Source organism: Lysobacter oryzae DSM 21044, from assembly GCF_059568595.1.
Genome location: NZ_JCANTQ010000011.1, coordinates 146,103 through 166,327, shown reverse-complemented (window position 1 = coordinate 166,327; position 20,225 = coordinate 146,103). Strand labels below are relative to the sequence as shown.

The 20,225-nt window shown below is 68.3% G+C and carries 26 protein-coding genes and 1 tRNA gene; 10 read left to right on the top strand and 17 right to left on the bottom strand.

Features of this window, described 5'->3' with window-relative positions:
• The first annotated feature begins 58 nt into the window (after window positions 1-58).
• The 9 genes from BP05_RS09065 to BP05_RS09025 all read left to right on the top strand — a co-directional run bounded on the left by BP05_RS09065 (window position 59) and on the right by BP05_RS09025 (window position 6,478).
• Complete coding sequence (locus BP05_RS09065) at window positions 59-691, top strand: CDP-alcohol phosphatidyltransferase family protein (protein WP_496362630.1); 633 nt, start codon at window positions 59-61, stop codon at window positions 689-691.
• A 67-nt stretch (window positions 692-758) separates the two neighbouring features.
• A complete protein-coding gene (gene phaE / locus BP05_RS09060) occupies window positions 759-1,751 on the top strand; it encodes a class III poly(R)-hydroxyalkanoic acid synthase subunit PhaE (RefSeq protein ID WP_496362628.1) in 993 nt (330 codons plus the stop codon).
• Window positions 1,748-2,833: a class III poly(R)-hydroxyalkanoic acid synthase subunit PhaC gene (locus tag BP05_RS09055; protein WP_496362626.1), complete on the top strand. Its 1,086-nt coding sequence runs from the start codon at window positions 1,748-1,750 to the stop codon at window positions 2,831-2,833. Before phaE ends, BP05_RS09055 begins: the two co-directional genes overlap by 4 nt.
• 34 nt (window positions 2,834-2,867) lie before the next feature.
• On the top strand, window positions 2,868-3,242 hold the full coding sequence (locus BP05_RS09050; protein WP_496362624.1) for a YfeK family protein: 375 nt from the start codon (window positions 2,868-2,870) through the stop codon (window positions 3,240-3,242).
• Between the two features lie 42 nt (window positions 3,243-3,284).
• Window positions 3,285-3,485, top strand: a complete 201-nt coding sequence (locus tag BP05_RS09045; protein WP_496362622.1) for a PspC domain-containing protein — start codon at window positions 3,285-3,287, stop codon at window positions 3,483-3,485.
• A 35-nt stretch (window positions 3,486-3,520) separates the two neighbouring features.
• On the top strand, window positions 3,521-3,922 hold the full coding sequence (locus BP05_RS09040; RefSeq protein ID WP_496363138.1) for a hypothetical protein: 402 nt from the start codon (window positions 3,521-3,523) through the stop codon (window positions 3,920-3,922).
• A complete protein-coding gene (locus tag BP05_RS09035; protein ID WP_496362620.1) occupies window positions 3,919-4,665 on the top strand; it encodes a prolipoprotein diacylglyceryl transferase in 747 nt (248 codons plus the stop codon). Before BP05_RS09040 ends, BP05_RS09035 begins: the two co-directional genes overlap by 4 nt.
• Window positions 4,662-6,113 (top strand): radical SAM protein, encoded by a 1,452-nt coding sequence (locus tag BP05_RS09030; RefSeq protein ID WP_496362618.1) that lies wholly within the window; start codon window positions 4,662-4,664, stop codon window positions 6,111-6,113. Before BP05_RS09035 ends, BP05_RS09030 begins: the two co-directional genes overlap by 4 nt.
• Complete coding sequence (locus BP05_RS09025; RefSeq protein WP_496362617.1) at window positions 6,110-6,478, top strand: hypothetical protein; 369 nt, start codon at window positions 6,110-6,112, stop codon at window positions 6,476-6,478. The genes BP05_RS09030 and BP05_RS09025 overlap by 4 nt, the downstream gene beginning before the upstream one ends.
• 288 nt (window positions 6,479-6,766) lie before the next feature.
• On the opposite strand, the gene BP05_RS09020 is transcribed toward BP05_RS09025, so the two are convergent.
• The 17 genes from BP05_RS09020 to BP05_RS08940 form a co-directional block, all read right to left on the bottom strand.
• Window positions 6,767-7,525 carry a COG4705 family protein gene (locus tag BP05_RS09020; protein WP_496362616.1) on the bottom strand — a complete coding sequence of 253 codons (759 nt, stop codon included), beginning with the start codon at window positions 7,523-7,525 and terminating at the stop codon, window positions 6,767-6,769.
• 163 nt (window positions 7,526-7,688) lie between these two features.
• Window positions 7,689-7,775: transfer RNA gene (locus BP05_RS09015), tRNA-Leu, on the bottom strand.
• Between the two features lie 39 nt (window positions 7,776-7,814).
• Window positions 7,815-8,267: a DUF2214 family protein gene (locus BP05_RS09010; protein ID WP_496362614.1), complete on the bottom strand. Its 453-nt coding sequence runs from the start codon at window positions 8,265-8,267 to the stop codon at window positions 7,815-7,817.
• An 89-nt stretch (window positions 8,268-8,356) separates the two neighbouring features.
• A complete protein-coding gene (locus BP05_RS09005; protein WP_496362612.1) occupies window positions 8,357-8,962 on the bottom strand; it encodes a cysteine dioxygenase family protein in 606 nt (201 codons plus the stop codon).
• A gap of 103 nt (window positions 8,963-9,065) precedes the next feature.
• Window positions 9,066-10,178 carry a homoserine O-acetyltransferase MetX gene (gene metX / locus BP05_RS09000; RefSeq protein ID WP_496362610.1) on the bottom strand — a complete coding sequence of 371 codons (1,113 nt, stop codon included), beginning with the start codon at window positions 10,176-10,178 and terminating at the stop codon, window positions 9,066-9,068.
• Between the two features lie 101 nt (window positions 10,179-10,279).
• A complete protein-coding gene (locus tag BP05_RS08995) occupies window positions 10,280-10,705 on the bottom strand; it encodes an organic hydroperoxide resistance protein (protein WP_496362608.1) in 426 nt (141 codons plus the stop codon).
• 129 nt (window positions 10,706-10,834) lie between these two features.
• Complete coding sequence (locus BP05_RS08990) at window positions 10,835-11,305, bottom strand: MarR family winged helix-turn-helix transcriptional regulator (RefSeq protein ID WP_496362606.1); 471 nt, start codon at window positions 11,303-11,305, stop codon at window positions 10,835-10,837.
• Window positions 11,306-11,392: 87 nt separating this feature from the next.
• Window positions 11,393-12,391: a tetratricopeptide repeat protein gene (locus tag BP05_RS08985; protein WP_496362604.1), complete on the bottom strand. Its 999-nt coding sequence runs from the start codon at window positions 12,389-12,391 to the stop codon at window positions 11,393-11,395.
• Window position 12,392: 1 nt separating this feature from the next.
• A complete protein-coding gene (locus BP05_RS08980; protein WP_496363136.1) occupies window positions 12,393-12,845 on the bottom strand; it encodes a cytochrome c-type biogenesis protein in 453 nt (150 codons plus the stop codon).
• A gap of 5 nt (window positions 12,846-12,850) precedes the next feature.
• Window positions 12,851-13,387 (bottom strand): DsbE family thiol:disulfide interchange protein, encoded by a 537-nt coding sequence (locus tag BP05_RS08975; protein WP_496363134.1) that lies wholly within the window; start codon window positions 13,385-13,387, stop codon window positions 12,851-12,853.
• A gap of 17 nt (window positions 13,388-13,404) precedes the next feature.
• Window positions 13,405-15,342, bottom strand: coding sequence for a heme lyase CcmF/NrfE family subunit (locus tag BP05_RS08970; RefSeq protein WP_496362602.1), 1,938 nt, complete (start codon window positions 15,340-15,342; stop codon window positions 13,405-13,407).
• Window positions 15,343-15,345: 3 nt separating this feature from the next.
• Window positions 15,346-15,825, bottom strand: a complete 480-nt coding sequence (ccmE, locus tag BP05_RS08965; RefSeq protein ID WP_496362601.1) for a cytochrome c maturation protein CcmE — start codon at window positions 15,823-15,825, stop codon at window positions 15,346-15,348.
• A complete protein-coding gene (gene ccmD / locus BP05_RS08960; RefSeq protein ID WP_496362599.1) occupies window positions 15,822-15,986 on the bottom strand; it encodes a heme exporter protein CcmD in 165 nt (54 codons plus the stop codon). Before ccmD ends, ccmE begins: the two co-directional genes overlap by 4 nt.
• Window positions 15,983-16,732 (bottom strand): heme ABC transporter permease, encoded by a 750-nt coding sequence (locus tag BP05_RS08955; protein ID WP_496362597.1) that lies wholly within the window; start codon window positions 16,730-16,732, stop codon window positions 15,983-15,985. The genes ccmD and BP05_RS08955 overlap by 4 nt, the downstream gene beginning before the upstream one ends.
• A 116-nt stretch (window positions 16,733-16,848) precedes the next feature.
• Window positions 16,849-17,580, bottom strand: coding sequence for a heme exporter protein CcmB (gene ccmB, locus BP05_RS08950; RefSeq protein ID WP_496362596.1), 732 nt, complete (start codon window positions 17,578-17,580; stop codon window positions 16,849-16,851).
• The gene (gene ccmA, locus BP05_RS08945; protein ID WP_496363132.1) at window positions 17,577-18,227 is read right to left on the bottom strand and encodes a heme ABC exporter ATP-binding protein CcmA; all 651 of its coding nucleotides are present in this window, start codon (window positions 18,225-18,227) and stop codon (window positions 17,577-17,579) included. Before ccmA ends, ccmB begins: the two co-directional genes overlap by 4 nt.
• 43 nt (window positions 18,228-18,270) lie before the next feature.
• Window positions 18,271-18,774, bottom strand: a complete 504-nt coding sequence (locus BP05_RS08940; RefSeq protein WP_496362594.1) for a DUF3293 domain-containing protein — start codon at window positions 18,772-18,774, stop codon at window positions 18,271-18,273.
• 147 nt (window positions 18,775-18,921) lie between these two features.
• Here BP05_RS08940 and BP05_RS08935 point away from each other — a divergent pair, with 147 nt between their 5' ends.
• Window positions 18,922-20,070 carry a pyridoxal phosphate-dependent aminotransferase gene (locus BP05_RS08935; protein ID WP_496362592.1) on the top strand — a complete coding sequence of 383 codons (1,149 nt, stop codon included), beginning with the start codon at window positions 18,922-18,924 and terminating at the stop codon, window positions 20,068-20,070.
• Window positions 20,071-20,225: the final 155 nt, after the last annotated feature.

Genomic DNA, 20,225 nt, shown 5'->3' with positions numbered 1-20,225 from the left:
CGGGTTCGCGTTCCTGCGCCGCTTGCCGCGGCGGCGCGCGCTTGGCAGCATCGTCCCCATGAGCAACCCCAATTCCCAGCGCCGCCACTTCTCCATGATCCGCGGCTTCCACCTGGCCGACTGGTTCACCTTGGCCAACGCCTTCTGTGGCACCGGCGCGATTTTCGCGGCGATGCGCTTCCTGCAGGACGGCGTGGTCCGCGACCTGCTGGTCGGGATGGCGCTGATCCCGGTGGCATTCGTTTTCGACGCGGTTGACGGACGCGTGGCGCGCTGGCGGCAGTCTTCCTCCACGCTCGGGCGCGAGCTGGATTCGCTGGCGGATGTCATTTCCTTCGGGGTCGCGCCTGCCGCGCTCGCCTACGCCTGCGGGCTGCAGGGCGGCTGGGACTGGGCGGTGCTGAGCTATTTCGTCGGTTGCGGCGTCAGCCGCCTGGCGCGCTACAACGTCACCGCCGAGCAATTGTCGGGCGGCGGCGACAAGGTCAAGTATTTCGAGGGCACGCCGATTCCGACCAGCCTGCTGCTGGTCGTGGTGCTGGCCGTCGCCGCGTGGCAGGGCGCCATCGGCGAGAACCTGTGGCTGGGCATGGTCCAGCTGGGCCCGTGGCAGTTCCATCCGCTGGTGCTGCTGTTCGCGCTGTCGGGCTCGCTGATGATCAGCAAGACGCTGCGGATTCCCAAGCCGTAAGCGTCCTCGCTGCGCAGTTGCAACAACCACGGCGTTATCATCCGTCGCCCTGACGGAGGAACGTGGAATGGCCAGCGGATTCGACGAGTTTGAGCAGCTCGCGCGCCAGTATTGGGGCGCGTGGGGCGAGGCGATGCGGACTGGCGGCAAGCCGTCCCAGCCGGCCGTTCCCAACTGGAACGATGCGCTGGGCTGGTGGTCGCAGCTCGCCAAGGGCGCGACGCAACCGGCCAGCGGCGCCGACGATGCGGTCAACCGCCTCAACTCGCAGGCCCAGCAGTGGCTGGGACAGATGCAGCAACTGGCCGCGCAGTTCGCCGGAACCAGCGCGCAGCCCACCGATATCGTTGCGGCCTGGCAGCGCATGCTCGGCGCGAACGGCGCCAATGCGTTCGCCGACATGTTCAGGGGCATGCCGGGCCCGGGCCAGCATGGCGTCGACCAATGGATGGAGCAGATGGCGCCGATGCTGCAGGCCATGCAGCGCGATGGTCGCAGCTGGCTGGGCCTGCCGGCGTTCGGCTTCGCCCGTGAGCACCAGGAGCGCTGGCAGGCGCTCGCGCAGGCGCAGCTGGACTACCAGGAAAAGAGCAACGCCTACAACGCGCTGATGGCCGAGGCCACGCAACTCGCGTTCCGCCGCTTCGAGGACAAGCTGGCCGAACGCAGCGAGCCCGGCCGCCAGCTCACCTCGGCGCGCGCGCTGTTCGACCTGTGGATCGACGCCGCCGAAGATGCGTACGCCGAGATCGCGCTGTCGCCGCGCTTCCGCGAGGTGTATGGCGAATTCCTCAATGCGCAGATGAAGGTCCGCGCCGGCCTGCAGCGCGAGGTCGAGCAGTACTGCAACCAGCTCGGCATCCCGACCCGCACCGAGATCGACGCCGCGCACCGCAAGATCGTGCAGCTCGAGCGCGAGCTGCGGCGCCTGCGCGATGCGATGCAGGAGCACAGCTCCGCTTCGCGCACCGCGGATGAGCCGGTTGCTGCCGCCACGCCGAAGGCGGCCAAATCCTCCGCGGGCAAGGCCCCGGCGAAGAAGAAGGGAGCACGCGCATGAATCGTCCCGATCTGCACGGTCCTTTCAACTTCACCCCGGATGCGCTGGCGCAGGAAGCGATGCAGATGCAGGCCAAGCTGCGCTCCGGCCTGGACACGCTGCACGAAGTCGAGGACGTGAGCTACGGCGCGACCGCGCGCGAGGAAGTCTGGCGCGATGGCAAGGTGGCGCTGTACCGCTTCAAGGGCGAGAAGGCGCCGACCGCCAAGGTCCCGCTGCTGATCAGCTACGCGCTGGTGAACCGGCCGTACATGGTCGACCTGCAGAACGACAAGTCGATCGTGCGCGGCCTGCTCGAGCGCGGCGAGGACGTGTTCGTGCTCGACTGGGGCTACCCGGACCGGTCCGACCGCTACCTGGACCTGGAGGATTACATCCAGCGTTTCCTCGGCGGGGCGGTCGACCATCTGCGGCGCGAATACCGCATGGACGCGATCAACCTGCTCGGCATCTGCCAGGGTGGCGCGTTCTCGCTGTGTTACGCCGCGCTCAATCCGAACAAGGTCCGCAACCTCGTCACCATGGTGACGCCGGTGGACTTCCACAGCAGCGACAACATGCTGTCGAACTGGGTCCGCGGCCTCGACGTCGATGCCTTCGTCGACACGCTCGGCAACGTGCCGGCCGACCTGATGAACTGGACCTACCTCACGCTCAAGCCGTGGCGGCTGTTCGTGCAGAAGTACGTGGGCATGGTCGACATCCTCGACAACAAACAGGCGCTCGAAGACTTCCTGCGCATGGAGAAGTGGATCTTCGACTCGCCCGACCAGGCGGGCGAGGCCTTCCGCCAGTTCGTGACGCAGTTCTACCAGCGCAACGGCTTCGTCAAGGGCGGCATCGAGATCGGCGGACGCCCGGTGGACCTGGGGCATGTCGACATGCCGGTACTGAACATCTATGCCGAGCAGGATCACCTGGTCCCGCCGGCCGCATCGAAGGCGCTCAAGGAACTCGTCGGCACCGACGACTACAGCGAGCTGTCGTTCAAGGGCGGCCACATCGGCATCTACGTCAGCAGCCGTGCCCAGCGCGAAGTGCCGACCGCCATCCACGACTGGCTGGCGCAGCGGTCGCGATAGGACGGATTCAGCGGGCGCACGCCAGGCTTCGCACATGAACCGGCTTCCTGCAATGGTCCTTGGCCTGCTGCTGGCGCTTCCGGCGGCCGCCGCGCCGCCTCCGCGCGCGGCACGCGAGATCGACGGCCTGATCGGCGCCTTGGGCGCCTCGGGTTGCGAGTTCCAGCGCAACGGCAGCTGGTACCCCGCGAAGAAGGCGCAGGATCACCTGCGCCGCAAGTACGACTGGTTGCGCAAGCGCGACATGGTCGCCAGCGCCGAGCAGTTCATCGAGCGCGCGGGCACGCAAAGCAGCCTGAGCGGGCGCGCCTACGAGGTCCGCTGTCCAGGACGACCGGTCGTATCGTCGGCGCAATGGCTGCGCGCCCGGCTGCTGGAACTGCGAAGGCGTGATCGCAACGCGCACTGACCGCGCGCTAGACTCGCCGCAGGCATTTGGAGGAGGGATCGGATGAACGCCCCACGCACGCTTTCCCGCTCCCGCGACGACCGCATCCTCGCCGGCGTGATGGGCGGCATCGCCAAGCGCTTCGGCTGGAACCCCACGCTGGTGCGCGTGCTGTACGTGCTGCTCTCGATCGCATCGGCGGCATTCCCCGGCATCATCGTCTACCTCATCCTCTGGCTGCTGATCCCGGAAGAGGGCAGTTGAACCCAGTTCTGCGCGGCGTGCTGGTGTCGATCGGCATGGCATGGGCGTTGCCCAACACCGTGCTCGGGCTCGTGGCCGGCCTGGCGGGGCTGGCGTTCGGCGCGCATGCGCACTGGCGTCCGCGTGACCTCGCCGTCGTATTCCATCGCTGGCCCTGGGGGCCGGGCGGTGCGCTTACTCTCGGCAATGTCATCCTGCATACGGGCGACACGCTCGATTCGACCTGCGTGACCTACGCGCACCGCGCCGGCCATCGCCACGAAGCGCCGATCCTGCTGGTCGACCATGAGCGCGCCCACGTCTACCAATACATGGCCCTCGGCGTGCTGTTCCTGCCGCTTTACCTGCTTTGCGGCGGAATCAGCGTACGCAATCGCTTCGAGCGCGCGGCCGACCGTTACGCACAGACGGGCCGCGGCTGGTGGCCCTGGGCGTGATCGCGGGAACGTTGTTCCAGCAGCCCGCATGGGTGCACTGGGTGCTCGAGATGCTGGCCTACGCGATCGGTTTCCGCGTGTACCTGGCGCTGCGCGGGCAAAGGTCTGATTACGCGCTCGCCGACCGCGACAGCAACCTCATTGTCATCGTCTTCGCGGCAGTGGGAGCGGCGCTGGGTTCAAAGCTGGCGTACTGGCTGTACGACCCAGGCACGGCGTTCGCGCACTTCCCTGACTGGCGCGCGTTGCTGGGCGGGAAATCGATCGTGGGTGCGTTGCTGGGCGGACTCGTCGGTGTCGAAACGGGCAAGCTGGCTGCAGGCGTGCGCCGTTCGACCGGCGACCTGATGTGGCCTGCGTTGCTCGTGGCGATGGTGATCGGCCGCATCGGGTGCGCGCTGACCGCACTGTCCGACGGGACCGCGGGCGCGCCGACGTCGCTGCCGTGGGGTGTCGACTTCGGCGACGGCGTGGCCCGGCATCCGTCGCCGCTCTACGAGATCGTTTTTCTTGCGGGCCTCGGCGCCGTCCTGTGGCGGCATCGAGGCAGGTTCGAGCGCGAGGGCGATGCGTTCCGCGTCTTCCTCGCTTGTTACCTCGTGTTCCGGCTTGCACTGGACTTCCTCAAGCCGATGCCCGCGGTCTACTTCGGCGCGCTCTCAGGCCTGCAATTGCTGTGCGTTGCCGGCCTGCTGTATTACGCTCGCGACATTCCACGCCTGGGGAGGGCGGTGCTGCGATGACAGGGAAGGTGCGACCGTATCTGTTCTACGACAGCGCGGTATCGGTGTGCGCAACCTGCCTGCGCCGCGTGGAGGCGAAGATCCTGATCAAGGGCGACGACGTGTTCCTGGAAAAGTGGTGCCCTGAGCACGGCCGGGAACGCGTGCTCGTAGCCGACGACGCGGCGTACTACCGCAAGGCGCGCGAGGTCTTCATCAAGCCGCCGGAAATGCCGCTGCGCTTCAACACGCCGCAGCACTGGGGCTGTCCCTACGACTGTGGCCTGTGCCCCGAGCACATGCAGCACAGCTGCCTGACGCTGGTCGAGCTGACCGATCACTGCAACCTGAAATGTCCCGTCTGCTACGCGGGGTCGGGTCCGCACCGGACCGGTTTCCGCGACCTCGCCACGATCGAGCGCATGCTCGACGCCGTGGTCGCGAACGAAGGCGAGCCCGACGTCGTGCAACTCTCCGGCGGCGAACCGACGCTGCACCCGCAGTTCTTCGAGGTGCTCGATGCGGCCCGGCGGCGTCCGATCCGCCACCTCATGGTCAACACCAACGGCCTGCGCATCGCCAAGGAGCCGGAATTCGCCGCGCGGCTTGCCCAGTACCAGCCTGGATTCGAGCTGTACCTGCAGTTCGATTCGCTGCGTGACGAAGTGCACCAGGAACTGCGGGGCGCGCGCCTGCGCGACATCCGCCTGCGGGCCCTGGAGCACCTCAACCGCCACGACATCTCGACCACGCTGGTGGTCACGGTGAAGAAGGGCCTCAACGACGGCGAACTCGGCGAGATCATCGACTTCGCCCTGCAGCAGCCGTGCGTGCGTGGCGTGACCTTCCAGCCGATCCAGGATGCGGGCCGCAACGAGAACTTCGACCCCGCCCGGCATCGCCTGACCCTGACCGAAGTGCGCCGGCGCATCCTCGAGCAGACGCCGCGATTCACCGCCGACGACCTGATCCCGGTGCCGTGCAACCCGGACTGCCTGGCGATGGCGTACGCGCTCAAGCTCGGGAACGAAATCGTGCCGCTGACCCGCTTCGTGAGCCCGCAGACCCTGGTCGAGGCGGGGCGCAACACGATCGTGGTCGAACGCGACGAAGGCCTGCGCGCCAAGGTGTTCGAGCTTTTCGCCACCAACCACTCACCCGAATCCCAGGCCTGCTCGCTGTCGGACCTGTTGTGCTGCCTGCCGCAGGTGCAGGCGCCGCAGGACTGGACCTACCGCAACGTGTTCCGCGTGCTGATCATGCAGTTCATCGATGCGCACAGTTTCGACCTGCGCGCGGTGAAGAAAAGCTGCGTGCACATCGCGCAACCGGATGGACGCATCATTCCGTTCGACACCTTCAATCTTTTCTATCGCGACGAGCAGGCGCAACGCCTGCAGCAGCTTCGCGATGAGATCCGCCCGGCGACCACGCCCGCGGGCAAGCGCGTGGTGGAGGCCGACGCATGAATTCGCCGTACGAACCGCCGTCGTCGCGCCCTGGCAATGGAGGCATCGCCCGCGTGCCAAGGAGCCGCTTGTGGCTGGGCTTCGGTTGGGGCTGGGCGGCGATCGCTTTCACCTTCCTGTGGGCGGGAGTCGCGTTTCCGCTGTTCGCGGGCTTCGCGTCCATCGGCAATCCGGTGCTGGAAGGCATCGTGTCGCTGGTGCTGCTGTTCGCGCCGACCCTGGCACTGATGGCTTACTTCGCGTTGCGCCGGGAATGGAAGGGCGTCCTGGGTGTCCTGCTGGCCTGGGCCAGCGCCATCGCGTTGGTGCTGCTGCTGGTGGCGGCCTGCCTCGGGATCATGGGCGCGGGCCGCTTCGCCGGCTGAATGCGCCCGTGGCGGCATGGAGGCCGTGCGGCGTGGGTTGCGGAGGATTCCTCGCCTAATTCCTGAGCTTGTCTTGATCCTGCAATAACAGGCGAAGGGATAACCTCGCAGGCGTCGGAGAACAAGTAACGAGCCTCAAAAACTCGATGCAACCGCTCCGGCAACGGAAGGCTCAGCCACTAGAGGCTCAACCCTCGAAGACTGGGCCTTCTCTATGTCCGAAGGATTTTCAGCAGCACGACAAGAGGGCCGCGCACGCGGCCCTTTGCATGTCCGGATTGCAGGCCGTCAGTGCGCCCGTGACGCCGCCCGCTGTGGCAGCACGAGGATTCCGCACAGGATCAGAAGCAGCAGCACGCCGGTGGCGGAATAGCGGCTCAGTTCCAGGCCACCCTTCGCCAGCGGCTTGTCGAGCAAATCGCCCACGGCGGCGCCCAGCGGGCGGGTCAGGATGAAAGCGGTCCAGAACAGGGCCGTGTGCGAAAGCCGGGTCCATGCATAGGCGGCAGCGACCAGCAGTAGCAATCCGGAGAAGATCGCGGCTGCCCCGGTGTAGCCCAGGCCCGCGGTGTCGGCCGTCCAGTCTCCCAACGCCGTACCCAGCGTCTGCGAGAACATGATGGTCACCCAGTAGAAGATTTCCGAGCCGGTGCCGCGGATCGATGCCGGATCGATCGCGCCCAGGGTTCGATACCACGCGAACAACGACGCCAGCAGCAAGGCCAGAAGCAGCAGCGACCCGCCCTGGTAGCCGATGCCCAGCGAACGGGTGGCGTAGTCCGCCAGCGTGGTGCCCACCGTGGTCGACGCAATGATCGTGAACCAGTACAGGAACGGCCGGAAGCGCTCGGTCGCGACCTGCGCGCCCACGGCCAGCACAAAAACCACCATGAAGATGCCGGTGCCGACCAGGTAGCCGAGATCCATGGACATCGAGACCGCATCACCGCCGGTTTCGCCGACAGTGGTGGCTAGCACCTTGAGCACCCAGAAGCCCAGGGTCACCTCGGGCACCTTGCTCGTCGCGTAGCGCAGCTCCGTAGTCATGGCCGGCTCCAGAAGGTCTGGTCGCCGATGGTCAGGGCGTGCCTGTCGGAAATCGGTCAAAGGCCGGCGGCAGGTGGGAAGCCGCCGCAAGGCAACAAAAAACCCGCGGCATGCGCGGGTGTTCGGGAGCGATCCCCGGGCTGGGTGCCCTGTGGGACGACGTTGGTGCCGGAAGTGGGACTCGAACCCACACGCTTTTAAGGGCGGCGGATTTTGAGTCCGCTGCGTCTACCGATTCCGCCATTCCGGCGCGGCCGCGCAGTATAGCCGAGCGGAGCGGGATTGGGCCTCAGAACCCGCCGTAGCGGGCCATCATTGCGGCGAAAACGAGGATTGCCGGGACGAGCGCAAGCTCGAACCGGACGATGCGCGCCATGCCGGCCACTTCGCCCGCATCGGGTACGAAGCCGGGATTCGCAGCCGCCGCCCTGCGCCAGTGCAGGAAGCGGATCGTCGGCAGGATCGACAGCAGGCCCACGAGCACGAAACAGCCCAGCTTGGCGTGGAACCAGGGGTTGTGCAGGTAGAAGTCGTAGCCCTTTACGCCCTGGAAGACGCGCAGCAGGCCCACCGCGAGCAGCAATCCCGCGCTCATGCCGTAGCCGGCATCCAGGCGCGACAGGCGACGCACCACCGTGGCATCGACCGGTCCGCGCAGCAGCACCGATTCGGCCACCAGCATGGTGATCAACGCGAAGAACAGCAGGTGGTGCAGCGCGGCGAGCAGCAGGTCGATCAGCATGGAATCCCTTCGCTATGCATCAGGGCCGTCGCCCGGTCGAAGCAGGCATACAGAAAGCGATGCCGGGCGGGCCCGGCATCATCGCGCAATCATTCGGTGGCGTCGGTGGCCAAGGTCTTGTCCTGGCGGACGAACCATTCGCCCTCGCGCGGGACGAACATCGAGCAGCATTCCATCGGCGCCTTGTAGATATGCAGGGAGATCGCGACGTTGCGATCGCTGGCATTGCGGATGGTGTGGTACTCGTGGGGCGGGATCAGGCTGCCCGCGCTGCCGGGGCCGGCATGCATGCCGCCCGCGGCGCGGAAGTGGAAGCGGTCGCCGTCGCGTTCCAGCAGCTCGTACTGGACGATCTCCAGTTCGCCGTCCCACACGCCTTCCACGCACCACAGGCCGGAGTGATCGTGCACGGGCGTGCCCTGGCCAGGACCCCAGGTCATGGCGACGACACTGTAGCCGTGCCGCGGGCTGCGATAGAGCTCGCGGCGCGCGTAATGGTCCGGGATCGACTCGTGCACGCAGGCGGGCAGTTCAACGTCGCGGTCGCGGATCATGCGGCACAGCGCATTGCGCAACGCGGCGGTCACGGCGTGCTCGTCGCCCGCGCCTACGGCGGCGTCGATGGCGGCGACCAGCTTGTCGTGCCCCCGGAAGTCGAGGTCCGGCAGCGCGTCGGGCTGATGATCATGCGTCATGTCCATATAACCCATTCTAGCGGGTGGCCGGGTCCGGGCATGGGGCGCCGGTCCAGAAATTTCCGCGCGGATCCGCCGGAAGCGCCCCGTTCGCGGCCGGCGCTCAGAGCCGGTCTAGGAAGCCGCGCACGGCCGGGCCGAAGCGCTCGATGTCGACCAGGAAGGCGTCGTGCCCTTGCGGCGACTCCAGCGGGAGGAAGTCCGCGTCCGCGCCGCCTGCGCGCAGTCCGTTGGCGATCTCCTCCTGCTGCTGCAGGGGGAAGAGGATGTCGGTGTGCACGCCGATCGCCAGCGCCTTCTCGAGGCGGATGCCGGAGAGCGCCGCCATCACGTCACCGCCCGCGTACTCGCCCAGGTCGAACCAGTCCATCGAGCGGCTCAGGTACAGGTAGCAATTCGGGTCGTAGCGGCGCACGAAGCGGCGCGCGTGGCCTTCGAGGTAGCTTTCGACCTGGAATTCCAGGCCGAAGGGGTCTTCGTCGGGGCGATCGGACTCCAGCCGGACGCGGCCGAAGCGGCCGTCCCACTCCAGCGCCGAGCGATAGGTCACCACGCCCAGCTTGCGCGCCATGCGCATGCCCGACTCCGGGTAGTGCGCGTCGGTGTAGTTGCCGTGGTTCCATTCGGGATCCAGGCGGATGGCTTCGCGCTGCAGCGAGCGGATCGCGATCGAGAACGGCAGCGCGCGGGTCGCGCCGGAAATGTTGATGTGCGAACGGGCGATGCCGGGATGCAGCTGCAGCAGCGCCAGCGCGGTCATGCCGCCCATGGAGTTGCCGATCACGCAGGCAAGCCGCTCGATGCCGAGCGCGTGCACGACATGCGCCGCGGCGTTGGCGCCGTCTTCCACCGACAGGTCCGGGAAGGACAACCGGTACACCTCGCCGGTGGCGGGATCGATCGAGGCCGGCCCGGTCGAGCCCTTGCAGCTGCCGAGCGAGTTGACGCAGACCACGAACCAGCGATCGCTGTCGATCGGCTTGCCCGGGCCGAGCATCGCTTCCCACCAGCCGGCCTCGGGATTGGCGGCGTTGGCGGCGGCATGCGCGTCGGGCGACAGGCCGGTGACGATCAGGATCGCGTTGTTGCGGGCGGCATTGAGCTCGCCCCAGGTTTCATAGGCGACGCGTGCGTTCCGGAGTTCGCCGCCGCGTTTCATCGCGAACGGGGAGGGCAGGTCGACATAGCGGGTGCCGACGGGGATGAATTCGGTCATGCGGCAAAGTCTACCAACCGCTGCCCCGATCGCCGCGGCATGTCCGCAGCGCCGGTGCGCATCGCATGGAACGCACGCGCGTTCCATGCGATGCCGTGGGCTCAGACGACGGTCAGGGTGACGTCGATGTTGCCGCGGGTGGCGTTGGAGTACGGGCACACCTGGTGGGCCTGGGCGACCAGCGCTTCGGCGCTGTCACGGGGCATGCCCGGGATCGAAACCTGCAGTTCGGCCTGGATGCCGAAGCCGTTCGCGATCGGACCGATCCCGACGCGGCCGGTGATCGACGTGTCCGCCGGCAAGGCGACCTTCTCGCGCGCGGCCACGACCTTCAACGCGCCGATGAAGCAGGCGGAGTAACCGGCCGCGAACAACTGCTCCGGGTTGGTGCCGGGGCCGCCCGCGCCGCCCAGCTCGCGCGGCGTGGAGAGCTGGATGTCCAGCGCGCTGTCGGAGGAAGTGGCGCGGCCTTCGCGGCCGCCGGTGGAAGTGGCGGTGGCGGTGTAGAGGACTTTGTCGAGGGGCATGGTGGGGTTCCTAATGGGGTGGGTGAGGTGGCGAAGGGGGATCGGTCGCCGGGTTCCGATGTGGCTATTGGCTATTGAATAGCGCACTACTTAAATGGGCGGAAGGCTGGCCTGGCATGCGGCGGGATGTCAGTCCGCTGCGTTGGCGTGGAGGTTGGCGCGCAGGGCTTCCAGCTGCGCCTTGAGCGGTACGAGCTGTTCCTTTGACAGGCCTGCGGAGCAGAAGATGCCTTCCGGCACTTCGGCGGCTTTCGCCTGCAGGGCCTTGCCGGCGCGGGTGAGGCGGATGACGACCTGGCGCTCGTCCTGCGCGGAGCGTTCGCGCGTGACCAGGCCGGCGGCTTCAAGGCGCTTGAGCAATGGCGTCAGCGTGGCCGAGTCCAGGAACAGGCGCTCGCCGATCGCCGACACGGTCAGCTCGTCGTTCTCCCACAGGACCAGCATCACCAGATACTGCGGATAGGTCAGTTCCAGTTCGGCCAGCAGCGCGCGGTAGATCTTGGTCATCGCCAGCGAAGTCGAGTACAGGGCGAAGCACAGCTGGTTGCCGAGCTTGAGGGCGCGGGCGGTTTTGGTTTCGCTGGTGGACTTGGTGGCCATGGCCGTGCAAATTACATAGCGCGCTATGTAATTGCAAGCGATCAGTAGCGACGCCCATGCAACGCTGCGATCCGCGAAAGCGGCGGGCTATCGGGCGACGTGGTCGACGCGCAGGGTGTAGGTGGCGCCGGCCTTGGGCTGCGCGGGCAGCGGAGCGGACTCCAGGTCGCCGGCAGTGCGGCTGGCCGTGCCCTGGCGCGACACACGGGCGAGGATCTCGACCGTGGCTACCTGCGACAGCTTCATCGTCGGCATCGGGCTGTCGCCGTCGCCGAGCTCCACCGTCACCGGGAAGCCGGTAGCCGGCACGCGCTTCGCCGCGATCGGCATCGGCGGCCCGTGGGGTTGCCGGGCGATCACGAACAGCACGTCGTTGGCGCCCAGCCGCGCCTGCATCTCCGGCCCCAGTTCGACGGTGACGCGCAGCAGCGAAGGTGCCTGCGCGGCCGCAGGCGGCAGCGGCGCCATGCCGGCCTCCGCCCGTGCCGCATTGATCTGCGCGCGCAGGCTCTCAGCGGTGCCTGCTTCGACGACGCCAAGCAGCGGCTCCCAGGTCTTCGCTGCTTCCGCCGGCTGCTTCGCCTGGCGTTGGGCGATGCCCAGGAACCAGCGCGCACGCTGGTGCATCGGCTGCTTTTCCAGGGCGCGGCGCAGCAGGGCGACCGCTGCGTCGTCGAAGCGACGGTTCGGATCTGCGAGCGCACGCGCCTCGGCGGCTTCCGCCAGCAGATCGGGCTCGTCGGGCGCGAGCTTCACGGCCTGGGTGTACGCATCGCGCGCTTCCTGCACGCGCCCCTGGGCGGCCTGCGCACGGGCGAGCAGGCGCCAGCCTTCGGGCTGGTTGGGGTTGCGCTGCAATTCGGCCTGGAGCTGGCCGATGGCGTCGGCCAGCGTGTCCGGGGCGCGGCGCTGCGCCGGATCGAGCGCACGCGGCGTGCCGACGAGCAGGTACAGCAGGCCGGCGACGACGGCGAGCGACGCCATCATGGCCGTCGCCGCGCCGCGATTGCCCAGCCAGAACGGACGCAATACCAGGCCAAGCACGACTACGGCCAGCACGGCCGCGGCGATCACGAATGCCGTCACCTCACCACTCCTGGTCTTCGTCGCTTGCGATGGCGGTGCTGCCGGCGCGCCTGCGCACGATGCCCACCACGATGAAACCGCCGGCCAACAGCACCAGCGCAGGGCCGAACCACAGCAGCCAGGTCTTGGATTCAACCTGCGGCCGGTACAGCACGAATTCGCCGTAGCGGGCGACCAGGAAGTCCTTGATCTCGCGATCCGACTTGCCCTGGCGCATCAGATCCAGCACCTCGCCGCGCAGGTCGCGGGCGATCTGTGCACTGGAATCGGCCAGCGACTGGTTCTGGCACATCACGCAGCGCAGCTCCGACACCAGGGCGTGGAAGCGCGCTTCCTCCGCGCTGCTGGTGAACTGCGGCGGCGCCTCTGGCCTGGCAGGCTGGGCCATGGCCAGCGACGCGGCCAGGACGAGGCACGCGCCGAGCAACGCGATTCGCAGCCGCTGCAGATGCATGCCCGTCATTGCCCGCGCTCGATTTCGTCCAGCTTCGGCAGCAGCTGCCCGGCGATCACCTCGTCGGTGAGCGGACCCACGAACTTCCAGCGCACCACGCCCTTGCCATCGACCAGGAAGGTTTCCGGCGCGCCGTAGATGCCCCAGTCGATCGCGGTCTTGCCCTCGCGATCGGCCACCACGATCCAGTACGGGTTGCCGAACTGTTCCAGCCACGCCAGCGCATCGGCGTGCTCGTCGTTCCAGTTGAAGCCGACCACGCGCACCCGCTTGGTCTCCGCGAAACGCGTCAGCACCGGATGCTCGTCGCGGCACGCCGGGCACCAGCTGCCCCAGACATTGAGCAGGTACGGCGCGCCCTGCAGGTCCTTGGTGCCGAACAGGCGGCCGGCTTCGTGCAGCACCGGCAATGCGAATTCCGGCGCGGCCTTGCCGATCAGCGGCGAGGGCAGCGCTTCGCGGTTGGGATTGCGGCTCATCCACACGCCCGCGGCGAGCAGCACGCCCAGCACGCCCATTACCAGCAGCGGCATCCAGCGCATGATTGGCTTGCGTTCGCTCACGCGGCGTTCTCCGAGGGTTTGCGGGCTTCCGTGCGGGCGAAGCGGCGATCGGTCGCCGTCACCAGTCCGCCGAGCATCATCAGCAGCGCGCCCGCCCAGATCCAGCGCACGAACGGCTTCACGTGCACGCGCAGCGCCCAGGTGTCGCCGCCCAGCGACTCGCCCATCGCCACGTACAGGTCGCGGCTGAAGCCGGGGTCGATTGCCGCTTCGGTCATCACCTGGCCGCCGCTCGCGTACGCGCGCTTTTCCGGATGCAGCACGGTGACCGGCGCATCGTCGCGGAGCACGGTCACCGTGCCGCGGTCGCCGACGTAATTCGGGCCCTGGTAGCGCTCGTTGCCGTCGAAGCGGAACGCGTAGCGGCCGAGCTCGATGCTCTGGCCCCGGGCCACGGCGACTTCGCGCTGCTGGCTCAGGCCTTCGGTCAGCAACGCGCCGATCAGGAACACGGCGATGCCGGCGTGGGCCAGCGTCATGCCCAGCATTTCCGCGGTGAACTGCCGGCCGGACTGGGCGAAGCGCGACCACACGAAGCGCAGCGTGCCGACGGCGATCCACACCGAGGCGAGCACGCCTGCCAGCACCTTCCACGACGCCTGCGCGGTCATGAAATAGGCGGCGGTGCCCGCGAGCAGCGCCAGCACGCCCCAGGGCAGCAGCATCGCCAGCGGCCTGGAGGCCTGCTCGCGCTGCCAGCGCGTCACCGGCCCGAACGGCAGCAGCAGGATCAGCGGCGCCATCAGCACCATGAACATCAGGGCGAAGTAGGGCGGGCCGACCGAGATCTTGCCCAGGTCCAGCGCGTCGGCGAGCAGCGGGTACAGCGTGCCCAGCAGCACCATCGCGCAGGCGGTGGACAGCAGCAGATTGTTGGCCAGCAGCAGCGTCTCGCGCGAGGCGGTGCCGAACGCCGCGCCGCCTTCATCGGACGGCGCCCGCATCGCGTACAGCACCAGCGAGCCGCCGATCACGATGCCGAGGAAGATCAGGATGAAGACCCCGCGCGCGGGGTCGGCGGCGAACGCGTGCACCGAGGTCAGCACGCCCGAGCGCACCAGGAAGGTGCCCAGCAGCGACAGCGAGAACGTCGCGATCGCCAGCAGCAGGGTCCAGCCGCGGAAGCTGCCGCGCTTCTCGGTCACCGCCTGCGAGTGCAGCAGCGCCGCGCCGGCGAGCCACGGCATGAACGACGCGTTCTCGACCGGATCCCAGAACCACCAGCCGCCCCAGCCCAGTTCGTAGTACGCCCACCACGAGCCCAGCGCGATGCCGAGGGTGAGGAACGCCCACGCGACGTTGGTCCACGGCCGCGTCCAGCGCAGCCAGCGCGCGTCGATGCGCCCGTCGAGCAGCGCGGCGATGGCGAACGCGAACGGCACCGAGAAACCGACGTACCCCAGGTACAGCATCGGCGGATGGATGATCATCCCCGGGTCCTGCAGCAGCGGGTTGAGGTCGCGGCCTTCGGCGACGGCCGGCAGCAGGCGCTCGAACGGATTGCTGGTGAAGATCAGGAACGCGAGGAAGCCGAACGCCACCGCGCCCATCACCCCGAGCACGCGCGCGATCACCTCGGCGGGCAGGCGCTGCGAGAAGCGCGCCACCGCCGCCGTCCACACCGACAGGATCAGCGCCCACAGCAGCAGCGAGCCTTCGTGCGAACCCCACACCGCGGTGTAGCGGTACATCATCGGCAGCAGCGAGTTGCTGTTGGTGGCGACGTACTTGATCGAGAAATCCATGCTGACGAAGCCGTACGTCAGCACCCCGAACGCGAAGGCCACCAGCGCGAACTGCGCGAACGCGGCGGGACGGGCGACCGCCATCCAGGCGCCGATGCCGCGCTGTGCGCCGGCCAGCGGCAATACCGCCTGCAGCGCCGCGACCAGCAGCGCCAGGACGAGGGCGAATTGGCCAAGCTCGGGCAGCACGGCTTACTTCGCTTCCGCGGTGGGCATGGACGCGCCGTCCGCGGCCTTGACGTCGTGCTTGCGGTGCGCCGCGCCCATCTTGTCGGCGACTTCCTTGGGCATGTAGGTCTCGTCGTGCTTGGCGAGCACCTGCTCGGCGACGAAATGGTCGCCCTGCATGCGGCCGGTGGCGATGACCGCCTGCTTCTCGCGGAACAGGTCGGGCAGGATGCCGGTGTAGACCACGGGCATCTCCGCATCGCCGTCGGTCACGCGGAAGTGCGCTTCCAGCGAACCCTGCGCGCGCTGGAACGAGTCGGCCGCGACCATGCCGCCGAGGCGGAAGCGCGCGTTGGATCCGGTCTCGCCGCGCAGCACTTCGCTGGGCGTGTAGAGGTAGGTGATGTTGCGCTGGATCGCGTAGGTGATCATCGCGGCGGCGATGCCGGCGGCGGCGACCAGCGCGGCGATCCAGATCAGGCGGTTGCGGCGAATCGGATTCATCGGCTCAGTTCGTTGTTCGTGGCGCGGGCGGCGGTGCGCACGGCGCGCTGGCGCGCATTGCGCAGTTGGCGGCGGATCTGCAGGCGCGTGGCGACGTAGTCCCAGCCCAGCACGACGGCGAACACCGCATACGCGGCGATCAGGTAGTTGAGGTAGCTCATGCGCGCGGCTCCGCGGCCTGCGCGACCCAGGCCTTGCCGGCTTCGCGGCGCAGGTTGTCGGCGCGCGCGCGGGCGAGCAGGGCGCCGATGAACCACAGCTTGGTGCCGACGATCATCAGCACCAGCGGCGGGATCATGCTGGCGTCCATGGTCGACTCGCCGATCAGCTTGATGGTCTGGCCCTGGTGCAGCGAGTTCCACCACACCACCGAGTAGCGGATCACCGGCAGCAGCGCGACGCCGACGATGGCGAGGAAGCCGGCCGCACGCGCCGCGGCGCGGCGGTCGTCGATGGCGTTGTAGAGGCCGATCACGCCCAGGTACATGAAGAGCAGGATCAGTTCGGTGGTCAGGCGCGGGTCCCAGTCCCACCAGGTGCCCCACATCGGCTTGCCCCAGATCGAGCCGGTGAGCAGGGTGATCAGGGTGAAGGCGGCGCCGATCGGCGCGCAGGCCATCGCCAGGATCTCGCACAGCTTGATCCGCCACACCTGCGCGATCACCGCATACACGGCCATCAGCGCATAGATCGCCATGCTCATCCACGCGCTGGGCACGTGGATGTAGAGGATGCGGAAGCTGTCGCCCTGCTGGTAGTCGGCCGGCGTGTGGAACAGGCCCCAATACCCCCCCACCGCCATCACCAGCAGGCCCAGGCCATAGCCCCACGGCGCCCAACGCGCCGCGAAGCGGTCGAAGTAGGGCGGCGAGCCAAGTTGGTGGAACCAGCGCAGGATCGGATTCATCGTTTCTCGGGCCGCCCGAATCGGGGCGGGCGGCGATATTGTCGTTGAGCGCTGGGCCCCGTGGCTTGATCGGGCTCAACCGGAACGCCCTGAACGGGGCGGGCCGGGTGGCGTTGTCAGTTCGAGGCGATCCTGATCGCGGCGGCGGCTGCCAGCGGCGCCAGCACCAGCGCCAGGACGAGTCCGGCCCCCAGCATCAGCAGCGCACCGGCCACGTCCAGTCCCTGTGCCGCCTGGACGACGCTGCCCGCTCCGAACACCAGCACCGGCACGTAAAGCGGCAGCGCCAGCAGGGCCACGAGTATACCGGAGCGTCGCATCCCGACCGTCAGCGCAGCCACCACCGCACCCAGCAGACTCAGCAAAGGCGTGCCCAGCGCGAGCGAGGCCAGCAGCACGCCCAGTTGACCGTGCGGGAGGTGCAGGAGTTCCGCCAGCAGCGGCGCGGCGACCAGCAGCGGCAGCGCGGTCGTGGCCCAGTGCATGAAGGTCCGCACCAGCACCAGCCACGCCAGCGGCACCGGCGCCAGCATCCATTGTTCGAGCGAACCGTCCTCGGCATCGCCGCGGAACAGCGAATCCAGCGCCAGCAGCCCTGCCAGCAGCGACGCCAGCCACAACACCGCGCCGGCCGACTTCGCCAGCGTCGCGCGGTCGTTGCCCAGCGCCAGCGCGAACAGGGTCACCACCAGCAGGGCGAACAACGCCGGCTGCAGCGCGTCGCCGCGGCGGCGCCACAACAGGCGCAGGTCGCGCAGCAGCAGCGCGCGTGCGGACGCGGCCAGCCCGGGCGCGATCGCACCGGCGGAATTGGCATTGGCATTGGCATCGGCAAGCGCGCGGGTCATGCCGGCTTCCTCATCACCAGCATGCGCGTGCGCACTGGCGGCGCCGCGTACGCGCCGTGGGTCGTCACCAGCGTGGCGCCGCCATCGCCCAGGTGCGCCTGGACCATGCGGTTGACCAGTTCGATGCCGTCCAGGTCCAGGTTGGCGTAGGGCTCGTCCAGCAGCCACAGCGGCGCCGGCGACAGCCACAGCCGCGCCAGCGAGAGCCGCTTCTTCTGCCCGGCCGAGAGTTGCCGCGCCAGCGCGTCCTCGTAACCGCCCAGCCCGACCATCGCCATCGCCTGCTCGGGCGCGAGGTTGCCGCGCCGGCCGTGCAGGCCGCAGAGGAAGTCGAGGTTCTCCAGCGCGCTCAGGTCCGCCTTCAGTGCGGACAGGTGCCCCAGGTAGGCGATGGCATGCGAGCGCTGGTAGGGGTCGGCGACGTGGCCGTCAATCAGCACCTCGCCCGCGTCCAGCTTCAGCAGGCCCGCCAGCACGCGCAGCAGCGTGGTCTTGCCCGCGCCGTTGTCGCCCTGGACCAGCAACGCCTCGTTGGGCTCCACCGCAAAATCCAGCGGCCCGAACACCGGCTCGTCGTTGCGCGAGAAGGAAAGCCCGCGAGCCTCCAGCAGCGGAGGCAGGGCAGTCTTGGGAGGCGTGCTTTCCAGGAGGGCGACCGGCAGGGGCGGCCGAGGCCGCGAAGCCGCGATTTTATGCGATCGGCCGCAGGCACGTTCCGTTGCTGGGCGCGACCCAGTCGATGTGCTCGACGCTGGCGGCGTTCCCCGGCCGGGGCATCAGCATGCGCAGCCGCACCGGTTCGCCGGCTTCCCACGCCAGCACCCCGGCCTGGCCGAACTCGCGGCCCAGCAGTTCGAGCATGGCCCGCTCGATGTTGCCCACCAGCCAGCCCGCCTCGCGCCAGCCTCCGCGCGCGTCGTAGGCGTGCGCCGGCTGTCGCGCCAGGCCCATGGCATCGACCCGGGCGACGAGCAGGGCATTGGCGGTCTCGTTGGCCGCGTCCGAGTGCGGCATCGACGCCGGGTTCCAGGCGGTGATGAAGCCGTAGCGCGGCTGCGGCCAGTAGGCCTCCACGTCGACCGCGCGCTCGCCCACCCGCATCGCCAGTGCGTCGCCATCCAGCACCACGGCGTAGTGCGCCTGGGCATAGGCCATGGCCAGCTCGGCGGCGTTGACGATCGTCAGCTCGCGCATGCGACCAGTCTTCCTGCTTTCCGTGTCAGGTGTATCCATCACATGGGTGTCCATGATCGTCCTCCCCCAAGGCTATCCGGTTTGTGATTAGGACGCAGCCGGGGCATTCCTTACACTCCGGACTTTCACCCAGACGCACGGCCTGCAATGACCCCGGAAACCAAGCTGCCCAAGGTCGGTACCACCATCTTCACCGTGATGTCGCAGCTCGCCGTCGAGCACGGCGCCGTCAACCTGGGCCAGGGCTTCCCGGACTTCAACGTGCCCGAGCGCCTGATCGAGTCCCTCGACCGCGCCATGCGCGCCGGCCACAACCAGTACGCGCCGATGACCGGCATCCCGGCGCTGCGCCAGGCCATCGCCGCCAAGACCGAGCGCTGCTACGGCTACCGCCCCAACGCCGACACCGAGATCACCGTGACCTCGGGCGCCTCCGAGGCGATCTTCGACGCCGTGCTCGCCGTGGTCCGCCCGGGCGACGAGGTCATCGTCCTCGACCCCTGCTACGACTGCTACGAGCCCGCCATCGACCTGGCCGGCGGCAAGGCCGTGCACGTGCCGCTGGACCCGGTGACCTTCGCGGTGCCGTGGGACAAGGTGCGCGCCGCGGTCAGTCCGCGCACGCGCCTGCTGATGGTCAACTCCCCGCACAACCCGTCCGGCGCGATGTTCAGCGCCGACGACATGGCGCAGCTGTTCGACCTGCTCGACGGCACCCACATGTACCTGCTGTCGGACGAGGTCTACGAGCACATCGTCTTCGACGGCGCCCTGCACGAGTCCGTGCTGCGCTACCCGCAGCTGCGCGAGCGCGCCTTCGTCATCTCCAGCTTCGGCAAGACCTACCACTGCACCGGCTGGAAGCTCGGCTACTGCATCGCGCCGCCCGCGCTGTCGGCGGAGTTCCGCAAGGTGCACCAGTACAACACCTTCTGCACCTTCGCCCCCGCGCAGTGGGCCTTCGCCGAGATGATCGAGGCCGAGCCGGAGCACTACGAGCAGCTCGGCGCCTTCTACCAGGCCAAGCGCGACCGCTTCCGCGAGCAACTGCTGACCACGAAGCTCAAGCCGCTGCCCGTCCCGGGCGGCTACTTCCAGCTGGTCGACTACTCCGCCGTCAGCGACCTCGACGACGCCGCCTTCTGCCGTTGGCTCACCACCGAGAAGGGCGTGGCGGCGATCCCGCTGTCGCCGTTCTACGAGACCGCACCGAAGGGGCAGCGGCTGGCGCGGCTGTGCTTCGCGAAGAACGAGGCGACGTTGGATGCGGCGATTGGGCGGCTGCAAAAGCTATAGGTGCGATCGTCGGGAAGCATGGAGAGCGGGGAGTCTTCTTACCCATGGCCGGAAAAATTCCCCACTTGCCGTTTTCGCAAAGTTCGTTCTACTCTTCGTGACGGGCGTCCCTTGACGCCCGTCGAGTAGGATGCCGACGTTGGAAGGGGGAGTTC

Bases quoted from the DNA above. Each gene is read 5' to 3' on its own strand.
- BP05_RS09065 (WP_496362630.1), top strand. From the start codon at position 59: ATGAGCAACCCCAATTCCCAGCGCCGCCACTTCTCCATGATCCGCGGC.
- phaE (WP_496362628.1), top strand. From the start codon at position 759: ATGGCCAGCGGATTCGACGAGTTTGAGCAGCTCGCGCGCCAGTATTGG.
- BP05_RS09055 (WP_496362626.1), top strand. From the start codon at position 1,748: ATGAATCGTCCCGATCTGCACGGTCCTTTCAACTTCACCCCGGATGCG.
- BP05_RS09050 (WP_496362624.1), top strand. From the start codon at position 2,868: ATGAACCGGCTTCCTGCAATGGTCCTTGGCCTGCTGCTGGCGCTTCCG.
- BP05_RS09045 (WP_496362622.1), top strand. From the start codon at position 3,285: ATGAACGCCCCACGCACGCTTTCCCGCTCCCGCGACGACCGCATCCTC.
- BP05_RS09040 (WP_496363138.1), top strand. From the start codon at position 3,521: ATGGCATGGGCGTTGCCCAACACCGTGCTCGGGCTCGTGGCCGGCCTG.
- BP05_RS09030 (WP_496362618.1), top strand. From the start codon at position 4,662: ATGACAGGGAAGGTGCGACCGTATCTGTTCTACGACAGCGCGGTATCG.
- BP05_RS09025 (WP_496362617.1), top strand. From the start codon at position 6,110: ATGAATTCGCCGTACGAACCGCCGTCGTCGCGCCCTGGCAATGGAGGC.
- BP05_RS09020 (WP_496362616.1), bottom strand. From the start codon at position 7,525: ATGACTACGGAGCTGCGCTACGCGACGAGCAAGGTGCCCGAGGTGACC.
- BP05_RS09010 (WP_496362614.1), bottom strand. From the start codon at position 8,267: ATGCTGATCGACCTGCTGCTCGCCGCGCTGCACCACCTGCTGTTCTTC.
- BP05_RS09005 (WP_496362612.1), bottom strand. From the start codon at position 8,962: ATGACGCATGATCATCAGCCCGACGCGCTGCCGGACCTCGACTTCCGG.
- metX (WP_496362610.1), bottom strand. From the start codon at position 10,178: ATGACCGAATTCATCCCCGTCGGCACCCGCTATGTCGACCTGCCCTCC.
- BP05_RS08995 (WP_496362608.1), bottom strand. From the start codon at position 10,705: ATGCCCCTCGACAAAGTCCTCTACACCGCCACCGCCACTTCCACCGGC.
- BP05_RS08990 (WP_496362606.1), bottom strand. From the start codon at position 11,305: ATGGCCACCAAGTCCACCAGCGAAACCAAAACCGCCCGCGCCCTCAAG.
- BP05_RS08980 (WP_496363136.1), bottom strand. From the start codon at position 12,845: ATGCATCTGCAGCGGCTGCGAATCGCGTTGCTCGGCGCGTGCCTCGTC.
- BP05_RS08975 (WP_496363134.1), bottom strand. From the start codon at position 13,387: ATGCGCTGGATGCCGCTGCTGGTAATGGGCGTGCTGGGCGTGCTGCTC.
- ccmE (WP_496362601.1), bottom strand. From the start codon at position 15,825: ATGAATCCGATTCGCCGCAACCGCCTGATCTGGATCGCCGCGCTGGTC.
- ccmD (WP_496362599.1), bottom strand. From the start codon at position 15,986: ATGAGCTACCTCAACTACCTGATCGCCGCGTATGCGGTGTTCGCCGTC.
- BP05_RS08955 (WP_496362597.1), bottom strand. From the start codon at position 16,732: ATGAATCCGATCCTGCGCTGGTTCCACCAACTTGGCTCGCCGCCCTAC.
- ccmB (WP_496362596.1), bottom strand. From the start codon at position 17,580: ATGACCCGCGCGCTTGCCGATGCCAATGCCAATGCCAATTCCGCCGGT.
- BP05_RS08940 (WP_496362594.1), bottom strand. From the start codon at position 18,774: ATGCGCGAGCTGACGATCGTCAACGCCGCCGAGCTGGCCATGGCCTAT.
- BP05_RS08935 (WP_496362592.1), top strand. From the start codon at position 18,922: ATGACCCCGGAAACCAAGCTGCCCAAGGTCGGTACCACCATCTTCACC.